We start from the raw sequence: 20,337 nt of genomic DNA, 5'->3' as shown, positions 1-20,337 counted from the left end.
CCGGCTCGGCTGCATCGAACGCGGCGGTTCGCGCATCGGCAGGATCCGCATCCACCGCCTGCCGGGATGCCCGAGCCGTGAAAGCGTGGCTGGATACGCCGCGTATTTCTCCCTGCCGGCAGTCAGGAGTAACGACGCCACGGATGCCGGAACAGCGGCACCTTGTCCCACTTCAGCAGGAAGGCGATCCGCTGGGCGATCCAGGTGGCCTCTTCTTCCGACGTCCATTTCGCGGCCGCCAGCGCGCTCCGGTAGCGCTCCAGCAGCCGGTGCCGTGCGGCCGGCAGGGCCGATGCTTGGCCACGTTCGACGATCAATGTGCACAGCCGCAATGCGAGATCCTGGCAGGCCTCGAAGCGCCCGGCATACGCTTTCTGGACGTTGTCGATGGCGTTGCGCCGCGCATCGGTTTCGTCGCCGGCGTTTGCCGGCCCTTCGTCCAGCATGTCGAGCACGGCCACGGGAATGGGAAAATCCTCCGGGACCGCGTTGTCGATAACGGCATCGTTCTGGTTCACTGGCGCAGACAGGTGTTCGCTCATGTGCTATTCGGTGAGGTCGGCATGCCCAAAGGCGCGGTATCGCGCCCTCCCCGGCCCGGATTGCGGCCGCACGTCACTCTACGACATGAGCATGACGATGCGATGACGGGTATTGATGTGCCAGAGTCTCGACCGGGTGTGACGAGACGGACCTGGCTGGCGCAGTCGCCAGGCCAGCTTGACGGGCATAACGCGCTGGCGTGATGCCGGCATGGCGCGTGAAGGCGACGTTGAAGGTGCTTGCCGAACTGTAGCCGACCTGCTCGGCCACCTGGGCTATCCGGCAGTCGCCGCGCCGAAGCAGGTCTTTTGCCAGCGCCATCCGCCACGTAAGGACGTATTCCATCGGCGCGACACCTACCGCTTGATTGAACCGTTCGAAAAATCCCGAGCGGGACAAGGCCGCTTCCTGCGCCAGCGCCGCCACGGTCCACGCGCGTGCCGGGGTGGCGTGGATGAGGCGAAGCGCGACCGCCAGCCGCGCGTCGGCCAATCCCCGCAACAGCCCGGGCGATGCCATCGTGCCCTGCGCCGAGCGCAAGGCCTCGATCAGCAGCACCTCGAGCAAGCGGGTCATGATGACCTCGCGCGCCGGGCGCCGGGCGAGCGACTCTTCGCGCAGCAGTTCCGCCAGTGTGGCCAGCCTGCGCTCGCCGCACACGTGAATGAACTTCGGCAGCAGCGAGACCAGCAGCGCCGCATCCGGGGAGCCGAATTCGCAATAGCCGACGATGTAGCGCACCTCTGGCGGGCCGTGCTGCTCGCCGAGGCGGAACTCGCCGGGCCCAAGCTGCACCGGCAGCATCACGGCGTGTCGATGGGGCGGCGGTACCAGGCTCGACATGCCGAACTCGTAAGTCGCCGGGATGAGGACGAAGTCTCCGGGCGACAGCAGCAGCGGGTCGCTGTCGCCAACCGTCAGGCGGCAGCTACCGTCGAGGATCACGCAGAACGAGGCTTGGCCGGTTTCCGTCCGCTGCACGCGCCAGGCGCCGGCGGCATCGACCACCTTGGCATAACGCGGAGCAAGCTGCAGCAAGCTGACTACTTCCGCCAATGGATCGGCCATCTGGACTCCTGCAAACTTTTTCTGGACTTTGGATTGTAGCCGGTCTACGAGATCTTCCCTATCCTTCAGGAATCCCAACCATTTCTGGAGTCCTTCATGAAAACTGTGCTGATCACTGGCTGCTCGTCCGGCTTCGGGCTGGAGATTGCCCGCCACTTCCTCGAACGCGACTGGAAGGTCGTCGCTACCATGCGCACGCCCGACGCCACGCTCCTGCCGCAGTCGGACCGGTTGCGCATCGTGGCGCTGGACGTGACCGATGCCGCCAGCATCCGCGCCGCCATCGACGCCGCGGGCGCCGTCGACGTCCTGGTCAATAACGCCGGCATCGGGATGCTCAATCCGCTCGAAGCGATCACGATGGCATCGGCGCGCGAAGTGTTCGAGACCAATACGCTGGGAACGATCGCGATGACACAGGCGGTATTGCCTGCGTTCCGGGCGCGGGGCGCCGGTGTGATCGTCAACGTCACCTCGACAGTGACGCTGGCGCCTCGTCCCCTGCTGTCCGTCTACACGGCCAGCAAGGCTGCCGTGAACGCGTTTACCGAATCGCTGGCGCTCGAACTGGCACCGCTCGGTATTCGCGCCCACCTGGTGCTGCCTGGCCGCGCGCCCGATACCCGATTCGGCGCGGGGGCGCTCAGTCGAATGCAGGGCGACGTGCCGCAGGCCTACCGGCCCTTCGTGGACACCGTATTCGCCGGGATGCAGGCCCCCGGCCCGGTTACGCTTCCCGAAGATGTGGCGCGTGCGGTTTGGCGGGTGGTCACGGAGCCGGCGGCACCGCTCAGGATGCCGGCTGGCGAGGACGCGGAGGCGCTCGCAGCGACGCAAAAAGCCGCCTGAACGTTCGAGAAGACAAGCGCCAGGGCGACGTTCGACACCGTCCCCGGATAGCACTATTCGCCGAACGCCTCCACGACAAGGGTGCGCAGCCAGCGGTTGCCTTCGTCCTGGTTGTAGCGCCGGTGCCAGAACACGTTCGTCTGCAGCGCGGCGAGGGGTAACGGCGATTTCACGTACACCAGGCCGAATGGCGCGGCGACCCGCTCGGCCAGTTTCTGCGGCACCGTCACCACCAGGTCGGTGGTACTGACGATATACGGGGCGGCCGAGAAATGCGGCACCGAGAAACTGGCGGCGCCGAGGATGCCGGCTTTTTGCAATGCCGTGTTGATGCCGTCATACGGGCTCTCGAGCGCGGCCACCACCAGGTGCCGCACGCCGACCAGGCGCTTGACCGTCAGCGGTCCGGCGGCAAGCGGGTGCCCTGCCCGGAACAGGCATACATGGTCTTGCCGGAACAGGCGGCGCTGGTACAGCGCCTCGGGCGCATCGTCGAATGCGCCGATCGCAAGATCGACGCGGCCCGCTTCCATCTCCTCGCGCAGGCCCGGCGTGCCGACCCGTATCGAGGCGATCTGCACGCCGGGCGCCGCCGCGCCGCACAGCTCGACCAGGCGCGGCATGAAATACACCTCGCCCACGTCGGTCATGGCGATCGTGAAGCGTCTCCGGCTCGTTGCCGGCTCGAACGCCTGGACCGGCGCCAAAGCCTGTTCCAGGTGCGCCAGCGCCGTCGCTACCGGCTCGGCCATGCGCTCCGCATACGGCGTCGGCTGCATGCCGGCGGCAACGCGCACGAACAGGTCGTCTCCGGTGGCGCGGCGCAACCTCGCGAGGGCGTTGCTGACGGCCGATTGCGTGAGGCGCAGCCGGCGCGCCGCGGCGGAAATCTGCCGCTCGCGAAACACCTCCTGGAACACCAGGAGGAGGTTCAGATCCAGGTCGCGCAGTTCCATGTCGCGTCTATTTAGAGTATGAATAGTCGACATTTTCGCATTCAGCACGCTAATGGTCTACAGTGGCATCACGCTTTCATCCAGGAGACGATGTGAACAAGACCGACCTGAATCCGGGCTACCTGTCCGGCTTTGGCAACGAGTTCGCCACCGAAGCATTGCCTGGCGCCTTGCCACGGCACCGGAACTCGCCGCAGCGGGCGCCCTACGGCCTGTACACGGAGCAGCTGTCCGGCACCGCCTTCACCGCGCCGCGCGCGCATAACCGGCGCAGCTGGCTGTACCGCATCAGGCCCGGGGCCATGCACCAGCCGTTCACCCGGCTGGACAACGGCGGCATCGTCAGCGATTTCAGTGCGCTGGAGGCGCCGCCGAACCAGTTGCGCTGGGACCCGCTGCCGATGCCGGACACCCCGACCGACTTCATCGATGGCTGGGTGACGATGGCCGGCAACGCGGGCGTGGGCATCCACCTGTACGCCGCGAACGAGCCGATGGAGGGCCGCTATTTCTATGACGCGGACGGCGAGCTGCTGATCGTGCCGCAACAGGGCCGGCTGCACATCGCCACCGAACTGGGCATCGTCGACGTGGAACCCCAGGAGATCGCCGTGATCCCGCGCGGCCTGCGCTTCCAGGTCATGCTGCCCGATGGCCAGGCGCGCGGCTATGTCTGCGAGAACTTCGGCGCCCTGCTGCGGCTGCCCGACCTGGGCGTGATCGGCTCCAACGGCCTGGCCAACCCGCGCGACTTCCTGACGCCGCAGGCGGCCTTCGAAGACCGCGAAGGCGACTTCGAGCTGGTGGCCAAGTTCGCCGGCAACCTGTGGCGCGCAGCGATCGGCCATTCGCCGCTCGACGTGGTCGCCTGGCACGGCAACTACGCGCCCTACAAGTACGACCTGCGCCACTTCAACACGATCGGCTCGATCAGCTATGACCACCCCGATCCGTCGATCTTCCTGGTACTGCAGTCGCCTAGCGACACGCCGGGTGTGGACACGCTGGACTTCGTGATCTTCCCGCCGCGCTGGCTGGCCGCGGAGAACACGTTCCGGCCGCCCTGGTTCCACCGGAACGTGGCCAGCGAATTCATGGGCCTGATCGATGGCCAGTACGACGCCAAGTCGGAGGGCTTCCGCCCGGGCGGCGCGAGCCTGCACAATTGCATGAGCGGCCACGGCCCGGATGCCCCCACGTTCGAGAAAGCCAGCGTCGCCGACACGACCCGGCCGCACAAGGTCGATGCCACGATGGCCTTCATGTTCGAGACTCGCGACGTGATTCGCCCCACCGCCGCCGCCCTCGCCTCGCCCCAGTTGCAGCCGGACTATTACCAGTGCTGGCAGGGCTTCCACAAGCATTTCAAGGATCCACGCGCATGACCATCCAACTCAACGAAACCCACGACGCAGCACTGACCAGCTGGGTCAAATCGGCCAATGAAGCCGGTGCTGATTTTCCCATTCAGAACCTGCCCTTCGCCGTGTTCCGCCGTGCCGGCAGCGGCGAAGCCTACCGCGGTGGCGTCGCGATCGGTGACCAGATCGTCGACCTGGCCGCGCTGGGCGAAGCGCTGGCCGGCGCGGATCCGGCCGCCCGCGAGGCTGCAGCGCTAGGCTCCCGCGACAGCCTGAACGCACTGATGGCCGCAGGCCCGCAGGCCTGGTCGGCGTTGCGCCTTGCCCTGTCGCGCCTGCTGCGCAGCGACGCGCCGCCACGTCCCGAGCTGCTGGTCGCGCAGGCCGATGCCGAGTTTACCGTGCCGGCCACCATCGGCGACTACACGGACTTTTATACGTCGATCCACCACGCCACGGCCGTTGGCAAGCTGTTCCGGCCCGATAATCCCCTGCTGCCGAACTACAAGTGGGTGCCGATCGGCTACCACGGGCGCTCGTCCACGATCGGCGTGTCCGGCCAGGCGTTCCATCGCCCACGCGGCCAGACCCGCGGCGCCACCGAGACCGAACCGGTGTTCGGCCCCGCCAGGCGGATGGATTTCGAACTGGAAGTCGGCATCTTCATCGGCGGCGGCAATGCCGCGGGCGAGCCGATCGCCGTTGACGACGCCGAGGCGCACGTCTTCGGCCTGTGCCTGCTGAACGACTGGTCGGCGCGCGACCTGCAGGCCTGGGAATACCAGCCACTGGGCCCGTTCCTGTCGAAGAATTTCGCCACCACGATCTCGCCCTGGATCGTGACGACCGAGGCGCTTGCGCCCTACCGCGCGGCCTGGCAGCGCGATGCCGCCGATCCGCAGCCGCTGCCTTACCTGGACTATCCGGCACTGCGCGACAGCGGAGGCTTCGACATCGAACTGGACGTGCTGCTGCAAACGGAAACCATGCGCCACGAAGACCAGGCGCCGGCCGTCATTGCGACCTCGAACTTCCGGCACTCCTACTGGACCGTGGCCCAGCTGGTGGCCCACCATACCGTCAACGGCTGCGCGCTGCGCCCCGGCGACTTGCTGGGATCGGGGACCCAGTCCGGCCCGAAAGCGGCGGAAGCCGGATCGCTGCTGGAACTGAGCGCCGGTGGCAAGCAGCCGCTGACGCTGCCGAATGGCGAGCAGCGCGTCTTCCTCGACGATGGCGATCGTGTCGTGCTGCGCGGCCGTGCCACGCGGCCGGGCTTGCCGCGCATCGGCTTCGGCGAAGCATCCGGCACCTTGCTCGCCGCCCGCTGATCACTCGCCGATGCATGCCTCCGGCACGCCCCTTTCCGGGGCGTTCGCGATTCCGGCGTCACGGATCGACGGCCCAGTGGAGTAGCGCCGTTGCCGCCGCGCCTGGGTTGCGCCCAGCGCGCGATCGGAGGCGGCGGCGCCTGCGGGCGCGTGGTCTTCGAAGCCCACCCTCCTCCGTCCAGACAAAGTAAAACGGCCTCTCGCAAGGGAGGCCGTTTTGCTTTGTTCTGGCGGAGACGCGACTGGCGCCAAGCGCCAGCAGAATGGACGATTCGGAGAGCCCAGGCCCGGCAGGGCCTGGTCTTCGAATCCCACCGTCTTCCGTCCAGACAAAGCAAAACGGCCTCCCGCAGGGGAGGCTGTTTTCTTTTGTTCTGGCGGAGACGCAACTGGCGCCAAGCGCCAGCAGAATGGGCGATTCGGAGAGCCCAGGCCCGGCAGGGCCTGGTCTTCGAATCCCACCGTCTTCCGTCCAGACAAAGCAAAACGGCCTCCCGCAGGGGAGGCCGTTTTACTTTGTTCTGGCGGAGACGCAACTGGCGCCAAGCGCCAGCAGAATGGACGATTCGGAGAGCCCAGGCCCGGCAGGGCCTGGTCTTCGAATCCCACCGTCTTCCGTCCAGACAAAGCAAAACGGCCTCCCGCAGGGGAGGCCGTTTTACTTTGTTCTGGCGGAGACGGTGGGATTCGAACCCACGATACGGGTATAAGCCATATGCTTCCTTAGCAGGGAAGTGCCTTCGGCCACTCGGCCACGTCTCCTAGATGATTACTCACCTATCATCTTTTCTGCAACATTTCTGCGTCAGATCAGATGCCCGCCATAGTAATTGCCGCGACCTGTTTGGTCAAGGAAATCGGCGGTTTTTTTCTGAAATATTCACTCTTTTTCGAGTTCAAATGCCTTGTGCAGCGCGCGCACGGCCAGCTCCATGTATTTCTCGTCGATCAGCACGGAAATCTTGATCTCGGAGGTCGAGATCATCATGATGTTGATGCTTTCGTCGGCCAGGGTGCGGAACATCTGCGAGGCCACGCCGACGTGGCTGCGCATGCCCACGCCGACCACCGAGATCTTCGACACTTTCGCGTCGCCGATCAGCGAAGCGAAGCCGAGTTCGCCCTTCTGGCCTTCCAGTACTTCCAGCGCCTTGTTGTAGTCGTTGCGGGAGACGGTGAACGTGAAGTCGGTCTTGCCTTCGACGGACTGGTTCTGGATGATCATGTCCACTTCGATATTGGCGTCGGCCACCGGGCCCAGGATGTGGTAAGCCACGCCCGGACGGTCGGGCACGCCCATCACGGTGATTTTGGCTTCATCGCGGTTGAAGGCGATGCCGGAGATGACTGCTTGTTCCATATTGTCTTCCTCAAACGAAATCAGGGTACCGGACTTGGCTTCCTCGGCCAGGTCCATCAGCGGGTCGGTCAGCGACGACAGCACGCGCGTCGGCACGCGGTAGTTGCCGGCGAATTCCACCGAGCGCGTCTGCAGTACTTTCGAACCCAGCGATGCCATTTCCAGCATCTCTTCGAAGGTGATGTGCTTCAGGCGGCGCGCTTCCGATACCACGCGCGGATCGGTCGTGTAGACGCCATCCACGTCGGTGTAGATCAGGCATTCGTCCGCCTTCAGCGCGGCGGCGATCGCCACGGCGGAAGTATCGGAACCGCCGCGGCCCAGCGTGGCGATGTTGCTGTTCTCGTCCACGCCCTGGAAGCCCGTGATGATCACGATCTTGTTCTGGTCCAGGTCGGCGCGCACGCGCTTGTCGTCGATCGACTGGATGCGCGCCTTGGTGAACGCGGAGTCGGTCTTGATGCCGACCTGCCAGCCGGCGTACGACACGGCGGCCTTGCCGATCGCCTGCAGGGCCATCGACAGCAGGCCGACGGATACCTGTTCGCCGGTCGAGGCGATCATGTCCAGTTCGCGCGGGTCGGGCGGATTCTGGATTTCCTTGGCCAGCGCGATCAGGCGATTGGTCTCGCCGGACATTGCCGACGGCACCACCACCACCTGGTGTCCCGCATCGTGCCATTTGGCGACACGGCGCGCGACGTTCTTGATACGGTCCGTCGAACCCATCGACGTACCGCCGTATTTATGAACGATTAAAGCCATTGCGTTTTTCAATCGGTTGAAGTAAAGAGCCTTTTACTGTACCTGCTGCAATGCAAAAGGACAAGTCAAAAAAGTAATGAAGTCATACACTTAGGGCATAAGCTCATAAGAATATGGATGGGTCGCCGAATTTTATTCGGCCTGCCAGCGCAGTGCTACCCGGAAATTCGCGTCAGTGGCAACATAATGGCAATCCATGCCGATGCCTGCCGCATACAACAGTCGGCCCGGAATGCCGACCACCGGCAGGCGCGAACGCTCCCAGGCCGGCGTGCCCAGCGACTGGTGGTGCTGCTTCAGGCCGCGCGTGGGCCGGTTCGGTGCGAGCTTGACGCGCTCGCCGCCGCGGCGGAACGAGATCGTCAGTTGCTGCTGTTGCAGCCAGCCGGCGGCGATGCCCTCCTCCGCCGGCTCGAAATGCAGCGTGCCGCCATAGTCGGGGAACGCGATCGAAGCTTCGCCGTTCCAGCGGAAGTGCTGGACGGGGCGTTCGTCGTACTCGTCTTCCTCGGCGCCCGCCAGTTCCTTCGGTTTCGGCACCAGGTGCACCCGGCCGCGGTGGCGGCGCACTTCGCAGTCGGGGTGCGTGACGAGCAGCTCCGCGCCATCGCGGGCTTCCAGCAACTGGGCGATCATCTCGGCCAGCCACGCGGCGGAAGGAATGCGGATGCCGCGCACGCCGAACCAGTGGCGCAGCAGGTTGTTGCGGCGGTCTTCGCCCAGCGCGCGCAGGTGGTCGACGGCGATGCTGCCCTCCGCCAGCCCGGCCTGCAGGTCCTGCTCGGCCAGCTCCGTCAGCAGGCGCTGGGCCGAGCGGGCATGCGCGGCGCTGCGGGCAAAGCGCTCCTGGTAGCCGGGGAACGCCACGGCCAGTGCCGGCATCACCGTGTGGCGCAGCGCGTTGCGGGCGTAGCGGGTGTCGCTGTTCGATTCGTCGTCGATGTGCGCGATGCCGTGCGCGTCCGCGTGGGCTTCGAGCTGGGCGCGCGAGGCTTCCAGCAGCGGGCGCGCCAGCAGGATGTCGGTGCTGCCCAGCAGGCCCGGTGCCGTGTTGAAGGCATCCATGCCGGACAAGCCGGCCGGGCCGGCGCCCCGTGCGAGTTGCAGCAGGATCGTCTCGGCTTGATCATCGAGGTGATGCGCCGTCAGCAGCAGTGCCACGCCATGTTCGCGGCACAGTTCTCCCAGCGCCGCGTAGCGTGCCTGGCGCGCCGAGGCTTCGGTGCCGGATTTGCGATCCGCCAGCGTGACCCGGCGCGCGGCGAAGGTGATGCCGAGCTTTTCGCATTCGGCGGCGCAGTGGGCTTCCCAGGCATCCGCGTTCGGGCTCAGGCCGTGGTGGATGTGGAAGGCGATCAGCGGCGCATCGTCGAGGGTGGCACGCGCCAGGTGCAGCAGGACCGAGGAATCGAGGCCGCCGCTGTAGGCGATGGCGATGGGCTGGCCGGCTTCGCGGGGAAGCCTGGAGACCTCGCCGGCAAAGACTTGCGGGAGGCTTGTGTGTCGGGACTTCATGCGGAACCCAAAGGCAGGTGCCAGGGTCAGACCCGTCGGGTCTGACCCTAGGGTTTGCCATGGGGGTGAAAGGATGCGTGATGGCGCACTAGCGGGAGAACAGGGCCGGACCCCATCGGCGGTCCGTTCCCATTTTGAAGCAACGTTGTCGCGGATTATTCCGGCGACGTGGTTTCCTTGAACTTGCCGTAGCTCATCAGCTTCTGGTGGCGCTGTTCGAGCAGGTCCTTGGTCTTGACGCCCTGGAACTGGCGCAGCGAATCGGCCAGCGCGCGCTTCAGCAGGCGCGCCATTTCCTTCGGGTCGCGGTGGGCGCCGCCCAGCGGTTCGGAAACGATCTTGTCGACCAGGCCCATGGCCTTCAGGCGATGCGCGGTCAGGCCCAGCGCTTCGGCCGCTTCGGAGGCGCGTTCGGCCGTCTTCCACAGGATCGATGCGCAGCCTTCCGGAGAGATCACGGAATACGTGGCGTATTGCAGCATCAGCACGGAGTCGCCGACGGCGATCGCCAGCGCGCCGCCGGAGCCGCCTTCGCCGATGATGGTGGCGATCAGCGGCACCTTCAGTTCGGCCATCACGTACAGGTTGTGGCCGATCGCTTCGGACTGGCCGCGTTCTTCGGCATCGATGCCGGGGAAGGCGCCGGGCGTGTCGACGAAGGTGAAGATCGGCAGGTTGAATTTCTCGGCCACCTTCATCAGGCGCATGGCCTTGCGGTAGCCTTCGGGCTTGGGCATGCCGAAGTTGCGCAGCGCGCGTTCCTTCGTGTCGCGACCCTTCTGGTGGCCGATCACCATGCAGGGCTGGCCATTGAAGCGGGCCAGGCCGCCGACGATCGACTGGTCGTCGGCATACGTGCGGTCGCCATGCAGTTCGTGGAAGTCCGTGAAGATCTCGTTCACGTAATCCATCGTGTAGGGCCGCTGCGGGTGGCGGGCGATCTGCGATACCTGCCACGGCGTGAGCTTGGCGTAGATATCCTTGGTCAGTTGCTGGCTCTTCTTGGCCAGGCGGTCGATTTCTTCCGAAATGTCGACGGCGGAATCATCCTGCACGAAGCGCAGCTCTTCAATCTTGGAATCGAGCTCCGCGATGGGCTGCTCAAAATTGAGGAAAGTAGTTTTGGTCATTGGTCCTCCGAGAGTATGAACCCAGGGCGCGCTCGCGCAGGCGGAGCGGGCGAGGCTTCAAAATTTTTTTGGCTATTCTACCGGAACAGGATCGAGGCTACGCCATAAATACCAGGTGGCGACGGTGCGATACGGTTCCCAGTTGGCCGCCACCTCGCGCGCATCGCTGCGGGAAACAGGCTCGCCGGAAAAATAGTTGTGGCTGATGCCCGCGATCAGGCGCGGGTCGTCCAGCGGCAGCACGTTGGGCCGCAGCAGGTTAAAGATCAGGAACATTTCCGCTGTCCAGCGCGTGATGCCGCGAATCTGGACCAGCTCCGCAATCACGGCTTCATCTTCCATCTGGTGCCACTCGCCGGCATGCACCTTCTTTGCCTTGAAGTTGTCGGCCAGGTCGAGGATGTATTCCGTCTTGCGCTTGGAGAGGCCGCACGCGGCCAGTTCTTCCGCGCCGGCCTTGATGACGAGCGCGGGCGTGAATTTGGGGATCGCCACCAGCAGCTTCTGCCATGCCGCGCTGGCGGCCTTGGGCGTGACCTGCTGGTTGACGATGGAGCGCGCCAGGGTGGTGAACGGGTCGTCGTGCCCCACCAGGTGCAGGTCGCCGAACTGGGGAATGAGCTTGTTCATGATGCGGTCGCGCCGCATCAGCTCGGCCTTGGCCTCTTCCCAGTATGGCGGCACGGCCACCTGGCGGCCCGCGCCGCCCGATTTATCCCTGGACTGGAGGACCATTATGCGCGGCGCCAGTTCGTCGTGCCGTCGGGCTTGTCCTCGAGGACGACGCCGGCAGCCAGCAGGTCGGCGCGGATCTTGTCCGCCTGCGCGAAGTCGCGCGCCTTCTTCGCCGCCGCGCGGGCAGCGATCGCTTCCAGGATGGCCACTTCGCCGAAGCCGTCGGCCACGCCGGCCTGCAGGAATTCCTGCGGGTTGCGCTCCAGCAGGCCCAGCACGGCGGCCAGGCCTTTCAGCTGGCGCACCGCTTCCGGCGACTTCGACCGGTTCACTTCCGAGGCCAGGTCGAACAGCACGGCGACCGCCATCGGCGTGTTGAAGTCGTCGTCCATCGCTTCCGCGAAGCGTTGCGCGTGCGGCTCGTTCCAGTCCAGTTCCGCACCGTCGCCCTGCACGCCGTCGAGAGCCGTGTAGAGACGGGTCAGCGCACCGCGGGCATCCTCGATATGCGCATCGGAATAATTCAGCGGGCTGCGGTAGTGGGCGCGCACGATGAAGAAGCGCACCACTTCGGCATCGAATTTCTTCAGCACGTCGCGGATCGTGAAGAAATTGCCGAGGGACTTGGACATCTTCTCGTTATCGACGCGCACGAAGCCGTTGTGGATCCAGTAGTTCGCCAGCGGCTTGCCGAACGCACCCTCGGATTGGGCGATCTCGTTTTCATGGTGCGGGAATTGGAGGTCCTGGCCCCCGCCATGGATGTCGAACTGTTCGCCGAGCAGCGCGCAGGACATTGCCGAGCATTCGATGTGCCAGCCCGGGCGGCCACTGCCCCATTTGGAGTCCCATTTCACTTCGGCCGGTTCGCTTTCCTTCGATGCCTTCCACAGCACGAAGTCGAGCGGGTCGCGCTTGCCGGTGTTGACGTCCACGCGCTCGCCGGCGCGCAGGTCGTCGAGCGACTTGCCGGACAGCTTGCCGTAGCCTTCGAAGCCGCGCACGGCATAGTTCACGTCGCCGTCCTCGCCACGGTAGGCCAGGCCCTTCGCCTCGAGCTTCTCGATGATCGACAGCATCTGCGGCACGTACTCGGTGGCGTGCGGCACGTCGGTCGGCGGCAGGATGCCGAGCGCCTCGGTATCCTCGTCCATGTAGCGTTCGAAGCGCGACGTCAGCGAATGGATCGACTCGTTGTTGTCGACCGCGCGGCGGATGATCTTGTCTTCGATGTCCGTGACGTTGCGCACGTATTGCACGTCGTAGCCCGATTTCTTCAACCAGCGGTAGATGACGTCGAACGCCATCATCATGCGCGCGTGGCCCACGTGGCAGTAATCGTAGACCGTGATGCCGCAGACATACATGCGGACCTTGCCCGCTTCCATTGGAGTGAACGTCTGCTTGTCGCGCGCCAGCGTGTTATAGATCTTTAAGTTGCTCATCGGACTCTTGTTTTCTTCGGCGCCCTGCCCCAACGCACAAAGAGAAAACCGGGTGCCGGCATCGCACGTGCCGCACCGGGTTTTCTCGATCGCCTGGGGTCGGACAGACCCGCCGTAGTTCTTCGCCGGCGCCCCGCAAACGACGCTGCAGGGTGCCTGGCTGTTCTCATGTTCTGCTTCCCACTCTGAACGGTCTAGAATGGAAGCCGTCGCCAAGTATAGCATTGATAAAATGACCTGGGCTCAATATCCACCCTGCAAGAAAGACAGGAACATGCACAACAATAAGCTGCACTACAGAACCATGATTGCCGGGCTGCTGCTGTCCGGTTCGGTGTTCGCCGCCAACCCGCAGGTATCGCTGAAAACCACCGCCGGCGAGATCGTGCTGGAGCTGAACCAGGAAAAAGCGCCGAAGTCGGTGGCGAATTTCCTGGCGTATGTGAAGAGCGGCTTCTACAAGGACACCATCTTCCACCGCGTGATCGACGGCTTCATGATCCAGGGCGGCGGCTACACGAAGGACCTGAAGGGCAAGCCCACGCGCCCGCCGGTTCCCAGCGAATCGAAGAATGGCCTGAACAACGTGATGTACTCGGTGGCGATGGCGCGCATGGATAACCCGAACTCGGCCACGTCGCAATTCTTCATCAACGTGGCCGACAACATGGCGCTGGACTATCCGAACTTCGACGGCGTGGGCTATACCGTGTTCGGCCGCGTGATTTCCGGCTACGAAGTGGTGGACAAGATCAAGGGCGTGCTGGTGGACGACAAGAGCTTCGTGTTCCAGAACGTGCCGGTCACGCCGATCATCGTCAAGTCGGCCACCGTGCTGAAGAAGCCGATCGAACCGAAGCAGCCGCCGGGCCAGGCCGCGCAGCCGCAGGCCGAACCCCAGCCGCAGCCGGAACCGCAGCCGGCGGCCGCGCCGGACGCGGCGTCCGGAGCAGCGCCGGCGCCGGCACAGTAAAATAGCGTTTTGCCATGGGCTGCTGTAATATCGCGGCCCTCTTCTGAATACTCTTGCAAATCAACGGAAAAGACCATGACCACCATTACCATCACCACGAACAAGGGCAAGATCGTTGCCGAGCTGGACGCTGAAAAAGCGCCGAAGACTGTCGAGAACTTCCTGAACTATGCGAAGGCCGGCCACTACGACAACACCATCTTCCACCGCGTGATCGATGGCTTCATGATCCAGGGCGGCGGTTTCGAGCCGGGCATGAAGCAGAAGCCGGCCGACCAGACCGTGGAAAACGAAGCCAAGAATGGCCTGAAGAACGAGCCGTACACGCTGGCGATGGCCCGTACCTCGGCCCCGCACTCCGCCTCGGCGCAGTTCTTCATCAACGTGAAGAACAACAGCTTCCTCGACTACCCGGGCCAGGACGGCTGGGGCTATGCCGTGTTCGGCGTGGTCACCGAAGGCAAGGAAGTCGTCGATGAAATCCGCAAGGTGAAGACCACGCGCAGCGGCATGTTCGCCGACGTGCCGGTGGAAGACGTGATCATCGAAAAAGTCGAAGCGGCTTAATTGCGTCGACCTTTGCTTCAAGCTTTGTTTTTGCCTTGATCTTGTTTATCTCCGACCTGCACCTGCAGGTCGACCGGCCCGCGCTGACCGAAGCCTTCGTGCGCTTCGTCGATGAGCGGGCCCGCTTCGCCCAGCGGCTTTACCTGCTGGGCGACCTCTTCGAATACTGGGCCGGCGACGACGACCTGGACGATCCCTTCCACGCCCGTATCGCGGCCATGCTGCGCACGCTGGCCGATGGCGGTGTCGAGGTCTTCTGGATCGCCGGCAATCGCGATTTCCTCGTCGGCGAACGTTTCGCCGCCGCCGCCGGCCTGACCCTGCTGCCGGAAACCTGGCTCATCGAAGACCATGGCCGCCGCATCGTGCTCGTGCATGGCGACGCGCAATGCACCGACGACGTCAAGTACATGGCCTTCCGCGCGCAAGTGCGCCAGCCCGGCTGGCAGCAGCAATTCCTGGCCATGCCGCTGGCGCAGCGCAAGGCGATCATCGCCGGCCTGCGCGACAACAGCCGCAAGGACCAGGGCGAAAAATCCTACGAGATCATGGACGTGACGCCGCAGGCCATCGACGACGTCTTCGCGCAAACCGGCGCCGACGTGATGATCCACGGCCACACGCACCGCCCTGCCCTGCACAGCCGCGGCGGCAAGCTGCGCTACGTGCTGCCGGATTGGGAGCCGGAATCCTTGCCGCCGCGCGGCGGCTGGATCGCGATCGGCGACGATGGCGCGATCACGCGGCACGCGCTGGACGGCAGCGTGGAAAACCGGTGACAGGCTCTAATGCCGCTTAGATAAGCCACCCCAAGTGCAAATTCCGGGGTCAGACCCGCCGGGTGTATGGTCGGGGGACATAGGTAACACATGTCGGGAGACATGGGTTACACATCATGGACCTATGTTACGACGGATTCTGGAGGTCTATCTCCCGAACTTTATGTTTGCAGAAGAAGACCTCCAGTAGACCGTCGGTGCAAGTTGGACGGATCGCCACAGATTCAGCATGCAGGCCTTCGCCGACGAAGTAGCGGTGATGGCCGTAGGAGAGGTAGCCGTTCTTGTCGACCTTCCTGATCTGGTCATCGGGGAGGTATTCGACAGGTGGCAGGACCGATGGAAAGGACCTGCCGCTACACCGGTACCTGCTAATCGGTGGCTGCTGATTGAGCGATTGGTGAGGTCGTACAGCGTTATAGATCTCGCGCCAAGCATCGAACGCGCTCTGACACTGAGCAAGCGAGCCGTAGCCTCTTCGCCCTATTACCTCAAGTTTCAAGGTTCGATGGAAACGCTCATCCTTACCTTGAGTCTGCGGATGGTTTGGCCTGCTGTGGCCCACAGCAATACCCAGCCGTGCCAGCCATACCTCAAGCTTTGTCAGTCCGATGAGACCTGTGCTGCCCCATGGCGGGCCGTTGTCGGCGGTGAAGCGAGCAGGCATTCCGTAACGCTCAAATGTCGACTGCAATGCCGTGCGCACAGTGGCGTAGCGTTCGTTACCGCAAGCAGCGATACATAGGCTAAATCGCGAGTGGTCATCTAAAATTGTCAGCGGATGACACCGACCCGCAGCTGTGTCTGTCAGTGCAAAGTGTCCTTTGAAGTCCATCTGCCAAAGGTCATTGGGCAACTCATGCTCAAAGCGCTTGAACACGACGCTCTGACTAATCGGCACGCCAAGAACCTGGCACTCATGGCGCTGCAAGATCGCATGAACGGTGCTGTGATGGGGCCGCTTGACCGTATCCGGCAGTAGCGCGCAAAGCTTGCGAGCTCCCCAGTACGGGTACTCAAAATGCAACGCCAGAACTTGCATCTCAAGCTCACCGTCAGCGGTGCAGGGCGAACAATGCGGCTGCCGTGAGCGATCCTGCAGGCCCCCTTCGCCTTCAGCATGATAACGCTCCAACCACTTGTAAGCAGTCTTGCGGCTGATGCCAAATCGGCGGCAAAGCTCAGCGATGTTTGCCGAAGCGCTCAGTACGAGCAGCACGAATTCCAGTCGGGATGACATAGAGGTGGACTCCTTCCAAGGCATTGCACGCTCCCGTTAATGGATGTGCAATGATCATAAAAGGTGTTACCTATGTCTCCCGACAGATGTTACCCATGTGTCCCGACAAAACACCCGACGGGTCTGACCCCAGCCCTTCGCTGTTGGGGGGGAATGCATGCGCTTTCGTATATCAAGTATCGCTTAACTTAACGGCATTAGTGACAGGCTCCGATTTTTGAGCGCCCCGCTACTACCCCAAGTACCCCAAGTGCGAACTTCCGGGGGTTGCCTTATCGAAGCCCAAGCGGAACTTGTTCCTGCCAAGCTTTTAATCGGAGCCTGTCACCGTTTTTTAATCGGAGCCTGTCACCGGTTTTTTTATTACGGCGTTTGCTCGCCCCACACCTGCTCTTCGGTCCAGCCCAGTTCGGCGAAGTCGCGGGCGCGCAGGCCGGCTTCGCCCGACGAGTAGAACTCATCCAGTTGCGGCGGTGCGACCGGGGTGCCGGCCAGCATGGCGTGCACTTGGCCGCGGTGGTGGATCTGGTGCTGGAACAGATGCGCCAACAGACGCTGGCGGGTATCGATCTGCAGCTCGTCGCCACGGTCGATGACGACTTGGGCGTCCAGCTCGTCGTCGCTCAGTCCGGCGCAATATGCGATCAGGGAGTCATTGCTTTCCCGCTGTGCCTGCCAGAGCGCCGCGCAGGTGGCGTAAGGCTGTTCGGGCTCGAAGAAGCTCTGGTAGTCCGGGTGCGGCGGTTCGCCATGCCAGTCGCGCCACAGCGCATCGAGATATAAGCGCTGCACGGTCAGGTTGTGGTTCAGCGTATGGCGGATGCCGGGGAAGAAGCTCGTGCGGCCCGTGGCCTCGAACTCGGCTTGCGTGAGGGCGCCGCAGGCACGCAGCAGCCGGTGGTCGGCCCACGCATTGTTGTAGGCCTGGGCCAGCAGGTACCGCGAAAACGGATGGGTCGGCATGTGGCACTCCTCGCGAAAAGATAGCGAGGTTACTTGAAAAAGACGCAAGGCGAAATAAGCTGGATGATGGAGCAGCCATGACAACCCGGGCACAGCCGTGTCCGGTCCTGAGGAGCCATCATGCTGAATGGAGAAACCTTGCGGCGGGCATTCCCCGACTGCAGGGATGCGGACGACTGGGCCGCCGCGCTCGATAGCGCATTGAATCGTTTTCACATCACCACGCGCGACCGCGTCTGCGCCTTTCTCGCGCAGACGAGCCATGAATCGGGCCACTTCAACCGGCTCGAGGAATCCTTGTCCTACCGCACGCCGGCGCGGCTGATGGCTGTCTGGCCGAAGCGCTTTCCCAACGAAGCCAGCGCCACGCCGTTCGTGCAGAATCCGGAGCGCCTGGCGAACTTCGTCTATGCGCGGCGGATGGGCAATGGCGACGAAGCCAGCGGCGACGGCTTCCGTTTCCGCGGCCGCGGCCTGATCCAGCTGACCGGCCGCAGCAATTACCACCAGGCCGGTGACGCGCTCGGGCTCGACCTGGTGGGTGTGCCGGACAGGCTGGTATCGAAGGAAGTGGCGGCGCTGTCGGCGGCGTGGTTCTGGGACAGCCGCGGCCTGAACGCACTGGCCGACCACGACAAGCCCGATGGCGACCTGGAAGACTTCGTGGAAATCACGCGCCGTATCAATGGCGGTACCGTGGGGCTGAAGGAAAGGCTGGCGGCCTACAAGCGGCTGCGCGACAGCATGGCGTAACCGGAGGCGCGGCAGTCACGGCCGCGCACGCTTGCCCCACCGGCCCTTCTTCACTACCGATGCCGCGGCACCTCGGCAAACGCCGCCTCGAGCCGGCGGATCAGCGGCAGGTTCATCGCATGCGTGTGGCGATCCCAGCGGTCCATGGTCGAATGCAGTTGATTCTGCAGGCGGTGGGCCAGCTGGAATTCGCGGGCCTGCGCCGCCCAGATCGCGAATTCGGCCTTGGCCTCGAAACTGCCGTGGCGTTTCACGGCGGCTTCGAACTCGGCGCGCGCATCGGCGGGGCGCCCCACGCCGGCAAGGGCGCGCGCCAGCAGTAACGTCGTCTGTTCGGGGCGATAGTCGGGATCGGCGCGCCGCAAGTCCTCCAGGTGCGCGATCGCTTCGGCATGCCGCCCGCAGGCCAGCGTGGCGCGCGCTGCGCCGAGGCGAATGTCCGGATCGTTGGCGAAGGCGCCTTGCAGGAATGCGCCGAACGTGGCAGCGGCGGCCTCGGCGTCGCCGGCCTGCAGTTGCGCGTTGGCCAGGCGCATCTGGTTATGCGCGGTAGGGGCGAAATCGAAGGCGGCCTGGGCGTCGTGTAACGCGCGGACGGGATCGAAGGCCTGCGCGGCCCCTGCGGCGGACTTACGGTCGCGCTGTTCGCGCCGCCAGCTCGGCAGGTAGACGCCGACGTAGTACAACAACGCGCCCAGCAGCGGGATCATGAACAGGATCAGCAGCCATGGCACCTGTTGCCGGCTGCGGATCGCATGCACGGCGAAGAAAATCGCGATGAGCACGTGCAGCCCGATTACCAGGATCGACATCACCCCTCCACTGTTCGACGTGCGCTCATTGTAGGGATTTCGATTCCTCCGTACAACTTATCAGGTGCAAGGCAATGGCTTGACGCTTGCCAGCCGATCCGGCGATCACTTGACCGGTTCGAAGCGTACGTTCAGGCCATTGCGCGTGGTGTGGATCGTCGTCGGCACGTACTGCACGCCGAGGTAGCGCAACTCATCTGGCCGGAAATGGTAGACCGGCACGTCGCGCACGAGGCGGTCGACGACGACGTTGGCCGCCGCGGTGAGCTGGCCCTGGATGGGCGCGGCGGCGCCGGCGACCGAGAAGTCGTCGATCCGGGCATCGCTCAGCACGACCGCGTTGCGCACGTTGTCCACTTGCAGGCGGCCGGACAGCACCACGCTGCCCTGCAAGCCGGAGCGCAGCAATGGCGACGTGACGGCGACATCGGCGGACAAGCCCAGCCGGTCGTTGTCGCGCAGGATGGCCAGCCGCGGCCGGGACAGCTGCAGCTCGAACACGCCGAGTGCGCGCTGCTCCAGCGGGAAGCGTTCCTCCAGCCCGCGCTGCAGGCGCTCGAGCGGCACCTCGACTTCGCGTGGCCCCGTCAGGCCGGCACAGCCTGCCAGCAATGCGGCCGCAACCAGCGGCACGAGTAACAATCCGCGTCGCGGCCTGGAAATCGTCTGCATACAACCCTCATGGCAAAGAGTGCGGATGATAGCCGATCGGGGTGGCGGGTGTGTAAAAAAAGGTAACGGTGCGCCCGTGTGCGGGAGCGTACGGTCGCGCCGGAGCCGGCCGCGTACCGTTCATCCATGCAACCGATTTCCGCTGACTTGTTCGCTGACTTGTTCGCTGACTCTTCCGCTGGCTTCTCGACCTATGTCGGCACCGCCGGCTGGAGCCTGCCGCGCGAGACGTGGGAAGCCTTCCCACCGGAGGGCAGCCACCTGGCACGCTACGCGGCCGTGTTCAACGCGGTCGAGATCAATACCAGCTTCTACCGGCCCCACCAGCCCAAGACGTACGAACGCTGGGCCGCTTCGACGCCGGCGCACTTCCGCTTCTCGGTGAAGCTGCCGCGCACCATCACGCACGAGGCGAAACTGCAGGGTATCGATGAATTGCTGGCCCGATTTGCCGGAGAAGCCGGCGCGCTCGGCGACCGGCTGGGCGCGGTGCTGGTGCAATTGCCGCCCAGCCTGGCGCTGGACGCGCCCGCGGCGGGCGCACTGTTCGATGCGCTGCACGAGCGGTTCAGCTGCCTGA

18 protein-coding genes, 1 tRNA gene and 2 pseudogenes are annotated in these 20,337 nt (G+C 64.3%); 8 read left to right on the top strand and 13 right to left on the bottom strand.

The genetic code is table 11. The annotated features are described in order from the left end of the window. Positions 1–122: 122 nt before the first annotated feature. Both OU994_RS12960 and OU994_RS12955 read right to left on the bottom strand, forming a co-directional pair. Positions 123–542 carry a hypothetical protein gene (locus OU994_RS12960; RefSeq protein WP_281611064.1) on the bottom strand — a complete coding sequence of 140 codons (420 nt, stop codon included), beginning with the start codon at positions 540–542 and terminating at the stop codon, positions 123–125. Positions 543–615: 73 nt separating this feature from the next. Continuing rightward, entirely contained in the window at positions 616–1,611 is a 996-nt protein-coding gene (locus OU994_RS12955) for an AraC family transcriptional regulator (protein WP_281611063.1), read from the bottom strand. 96 nt (positions 1,612–1,707) lie between these two features. Between OU994_RS12955 and OU994_RS12950 the strand changes: the two genes are divergently transcribed. Then, positions 1,708–2,460: an SDR family oxidoreductase gene (locus OU994_RS12950; RefSeq protein ID WP_281611062.1), complete on the top strand. Its 753-nt coding sequence runs from the start codon at positions 1,708–1,710 to the stop codon at positions 2,458–2,460. Positions 2,461–2,513: 53 nt separating this feature from the next. On the opposite strand, the gene OU994_RS12945 is transcribed toward OU994_RS12950, so the two are convergent. After that, complete coding sequence (locus OU994_RS12945; RefSeq protein ID WP_281611061.1) at positions 2,514–3,416, bottom strand: LysR family transcriptional regulator; 903 nt, start codon at positions 3,414–3,416, stop codon at positions 2,514–2,516. A 92-nt stretch (positions 3,417–3,508) separates the two neighbouring features. On the opposite strand from OU994_RS12945, the gene hmgA reads away from it, so the two are divergent. Together hmgA and fahA are read left to right on the top strand one after the other, a co-directional pair. Next, positions 3,509–4,801 (top strand): homogentisate 1,2-dioxygenase, encoded by a 1,293-nt coding sequence (gene hmgA, locus OU994_RS12940; protein ID WP_281611060.1) that lies wholly within the window; start codon positions 3,509–3,511, stop codon positions 4,799–4,801. Continuing rightward, complete coding sequence (gene fahA, locus OU994_RS12935; RefSeq protein ID WP_281611059.1) at positions 4,798–6,108, top strand: fumarylacetoacetase; 1,311 nt, start codon at positions 4,798–4,800, stop codon at positions 6,106–6,108. Before hmgA ends, fahA begins: the two co-directional genes overlap by 4 nt. Before the next feature lie 669 nt (positions 6,109–6,777). Here fahA and OU994_RS12930 read toward each other — a convergent pair. From OU994_RS12930 to cysS, 6 genes are all read right to left on the bottom strand, one after another. Continuing rightward, positions 6,778–6,870: transfer RNA gene (locus OU994_RS12930), tRNA-Ser, on the bottom strand. A gap of 118 nt (positions 6,871–6,988) precedes the next feature. After that, positions 6,989–8,233 carry an aspartate kinase gene (locus OU994_RS12925; protein WP_131146541.1) on the bottom strand — a complete coding sequence of 415 codons (1,245 nt, stop codon included), beginning with the start codon at positions 8,231–8,233 and terminating at the stop codon, positions 6,989–6,991. Positions 8,234–8,365: 132 nt separating this feature from the next. Beyond that, positions 8,366–9,748, bottom strand: a complete 1,383-nt coding sequence (gene tilS, locus OU994_RS12920) for a tRNA lysidine(34) synthetase TilS (protein ID WP_281611058.1) — start codon at positions 9,746–9,748, stop codon at positions 8,366–8,368. 155 nt (positions 9,749–9,903) lie between these two features. Beyond that, entirely contained in the window at positions 9,904–10,878 is a 975-nt protein-coding gene (locus tag OU994_RS12915) for an acetyl-CoA carboxylase carboxyltransferase subunit alpha (protein WP_131146543.1), read from the bottom strand. A 72-nt stretch (positions 10,879–10,950) separates the two neighbouring features. Next, the gene (locus tag OU994_RS12910; RefSeq protein WP_281611057.1) at positions 10,951–11,613 is read right to left on the bottom strand and encodes a DNA-3-methyladenine glycosylase; all 663 of its coding nucleotides are present in this window, start codon (positions 11,611–11,613) and stop codon (positions 10,951–10,953) included. Continuing rightward, the gene (cysS, locus tag OU994_RS12905; RefSeq protein WP_281611056.1) at positions 11,613–12,998 is read right to left on the bottom strand and encodes a cysteine--tRNA ligase; all 1,386 of its coding nucleotides are present in this window, start codon (positions 12,996–12,998) and stop codon (positions 11,613–11,615) included. Before cysS ends, OU994_RS12910 begins: the two co-directional genes overlap by 1 nt. Positions 12,999–13,272: 274 nt before the next feature. On the opposite strand from cysS, the pseudogene OU994_RS12900 reads away from it, so the two are divergent. From OU994_RS12900 to OU994_RS12890, 3 genes and pseudogenes are all read left to right on the top strand, one after another. Beyond that, positions 13,273–13,842, top strand: a pseudogene (locus tag OU994_RS12900) (peptidylprolyl isomerase); the annotation flags it as partial. A 204-nt stretch (positions 13,843–14,046) separates the two neighbouring features. Further along, entirely contained in the window at positions 14,047–14,538 is a 492-nt protein-coding gene (locus OU994_RS12895) for a peptidylprolyl isomerase (protein WP_130185100.1), read from the top strand. Positions 14,539–14,573: 35 nt separating this feature from the next. Further along, complete coding sequence (locus OU994_RS12890) at positions 14,574–15,317, top strand: UDP-2,3-diacylglucosamine diphosphatase (protein WP_281611055.1); 744 nt, start codon at positions 14,574–14,576, stop codon at positions 15,315–15,317. Between the two features lie 127 nt (positions 15,318–15,444). On the opposite strand, the gene OU994_RS12885 is transcribed toward OU994_RS12890, so the two are convergent. Continuing rightward, a complete protein-coding gene (locus OU994_RS12885; RefSeq protein WP_281608087.1) occupies positions 15,445–16,581 on the bottom strand; it encodes an IS481 family transposase in 1,137 nt (378 codons plus the stop codon). A 339-nt stretch (positions 16,582–16,920) separates the two neighbouring features. Continuing rightward, positions 16,921–17,520 (bottom strand): DinB family protein, encoded by a 600-nt coding sequence (locus tag OU994_RS12880; RefSeq protein WP_281611054.1) that lies wholly within the window; start codon positions 17,518–17,520, stop codon positions 16,921–16,923. A gap of 120 nt (positions 17,521–17,640) precedes the next feature. On the opposite strand from OU994_RS12880, the gene OU994_RS12875 reads away from it, so the two are divergent. Next, entirely contained in the window at positions 17,641–18,273 is a 633-nt protein-coding gene (locus OU994_RS12875) for a glycoside hydrolase family 19 protein (RefSeq protein WP_281611053.1), read from the top strand. Between the two features lie 53 nt (positions 18,274–18,326). Here the strand turns inward: OU994_RS12875 and OU994_RS12870 are convergent, their stop codons facing one another. Together OU994_RS12870 and OU994_RS12865 are read right to left on the bottom strand one after the other, a co-directional pair. Further along, entirely contained in the window at positions 18,327–19,085 is a 759-nt protein-coding gene (locus OU994_RS12870; RefSeq protein ID WP_281611052.1) for a tetratricopeptide repeat protein, read from the bottom strand. A 105-nt stretch (positions 19,086–19,190) separates the two neighbouring features. Then, positions 19,191–19,757 (bottom strand): DUF1439 domain-containing protein, encoded by a 567-nt coding sequence (locus OU994_RS12865; RefSeq protein ID WP_281611051.1) that lies wholly within the window; start codon positions 19,755–19,757, stop codon positions 19,191–19,193. Positions 19,758–19,883: 126 nt separating this feature from the next. Here OU994_RS12865 and OU994_RS31655 point away from each other — a divergent pair. Further along, positions 19,884–20,312 (top strand): annotated as a pseudogene (locus tag OU994_RS31655) (DUF72 domain-containing protein); the annotation flags it as partial. Positions 20,313–20,337: the final 25 nt, after the last annotated feature.

The organism is Pseudoduganella sp. SL102 (assembly GCF_027856995.1).
GTDB lineage: Bacteria > Pseudomonadota > Gammaproteobacteria > Burkholderiales > Burkholderiaceae_D > Rugamonas > Rugamonas albidiflava.
Note: the sequence above shows the minus strand (reverse complement) of the source record. Positions and strands in the feature narration are given on the sequence as shown.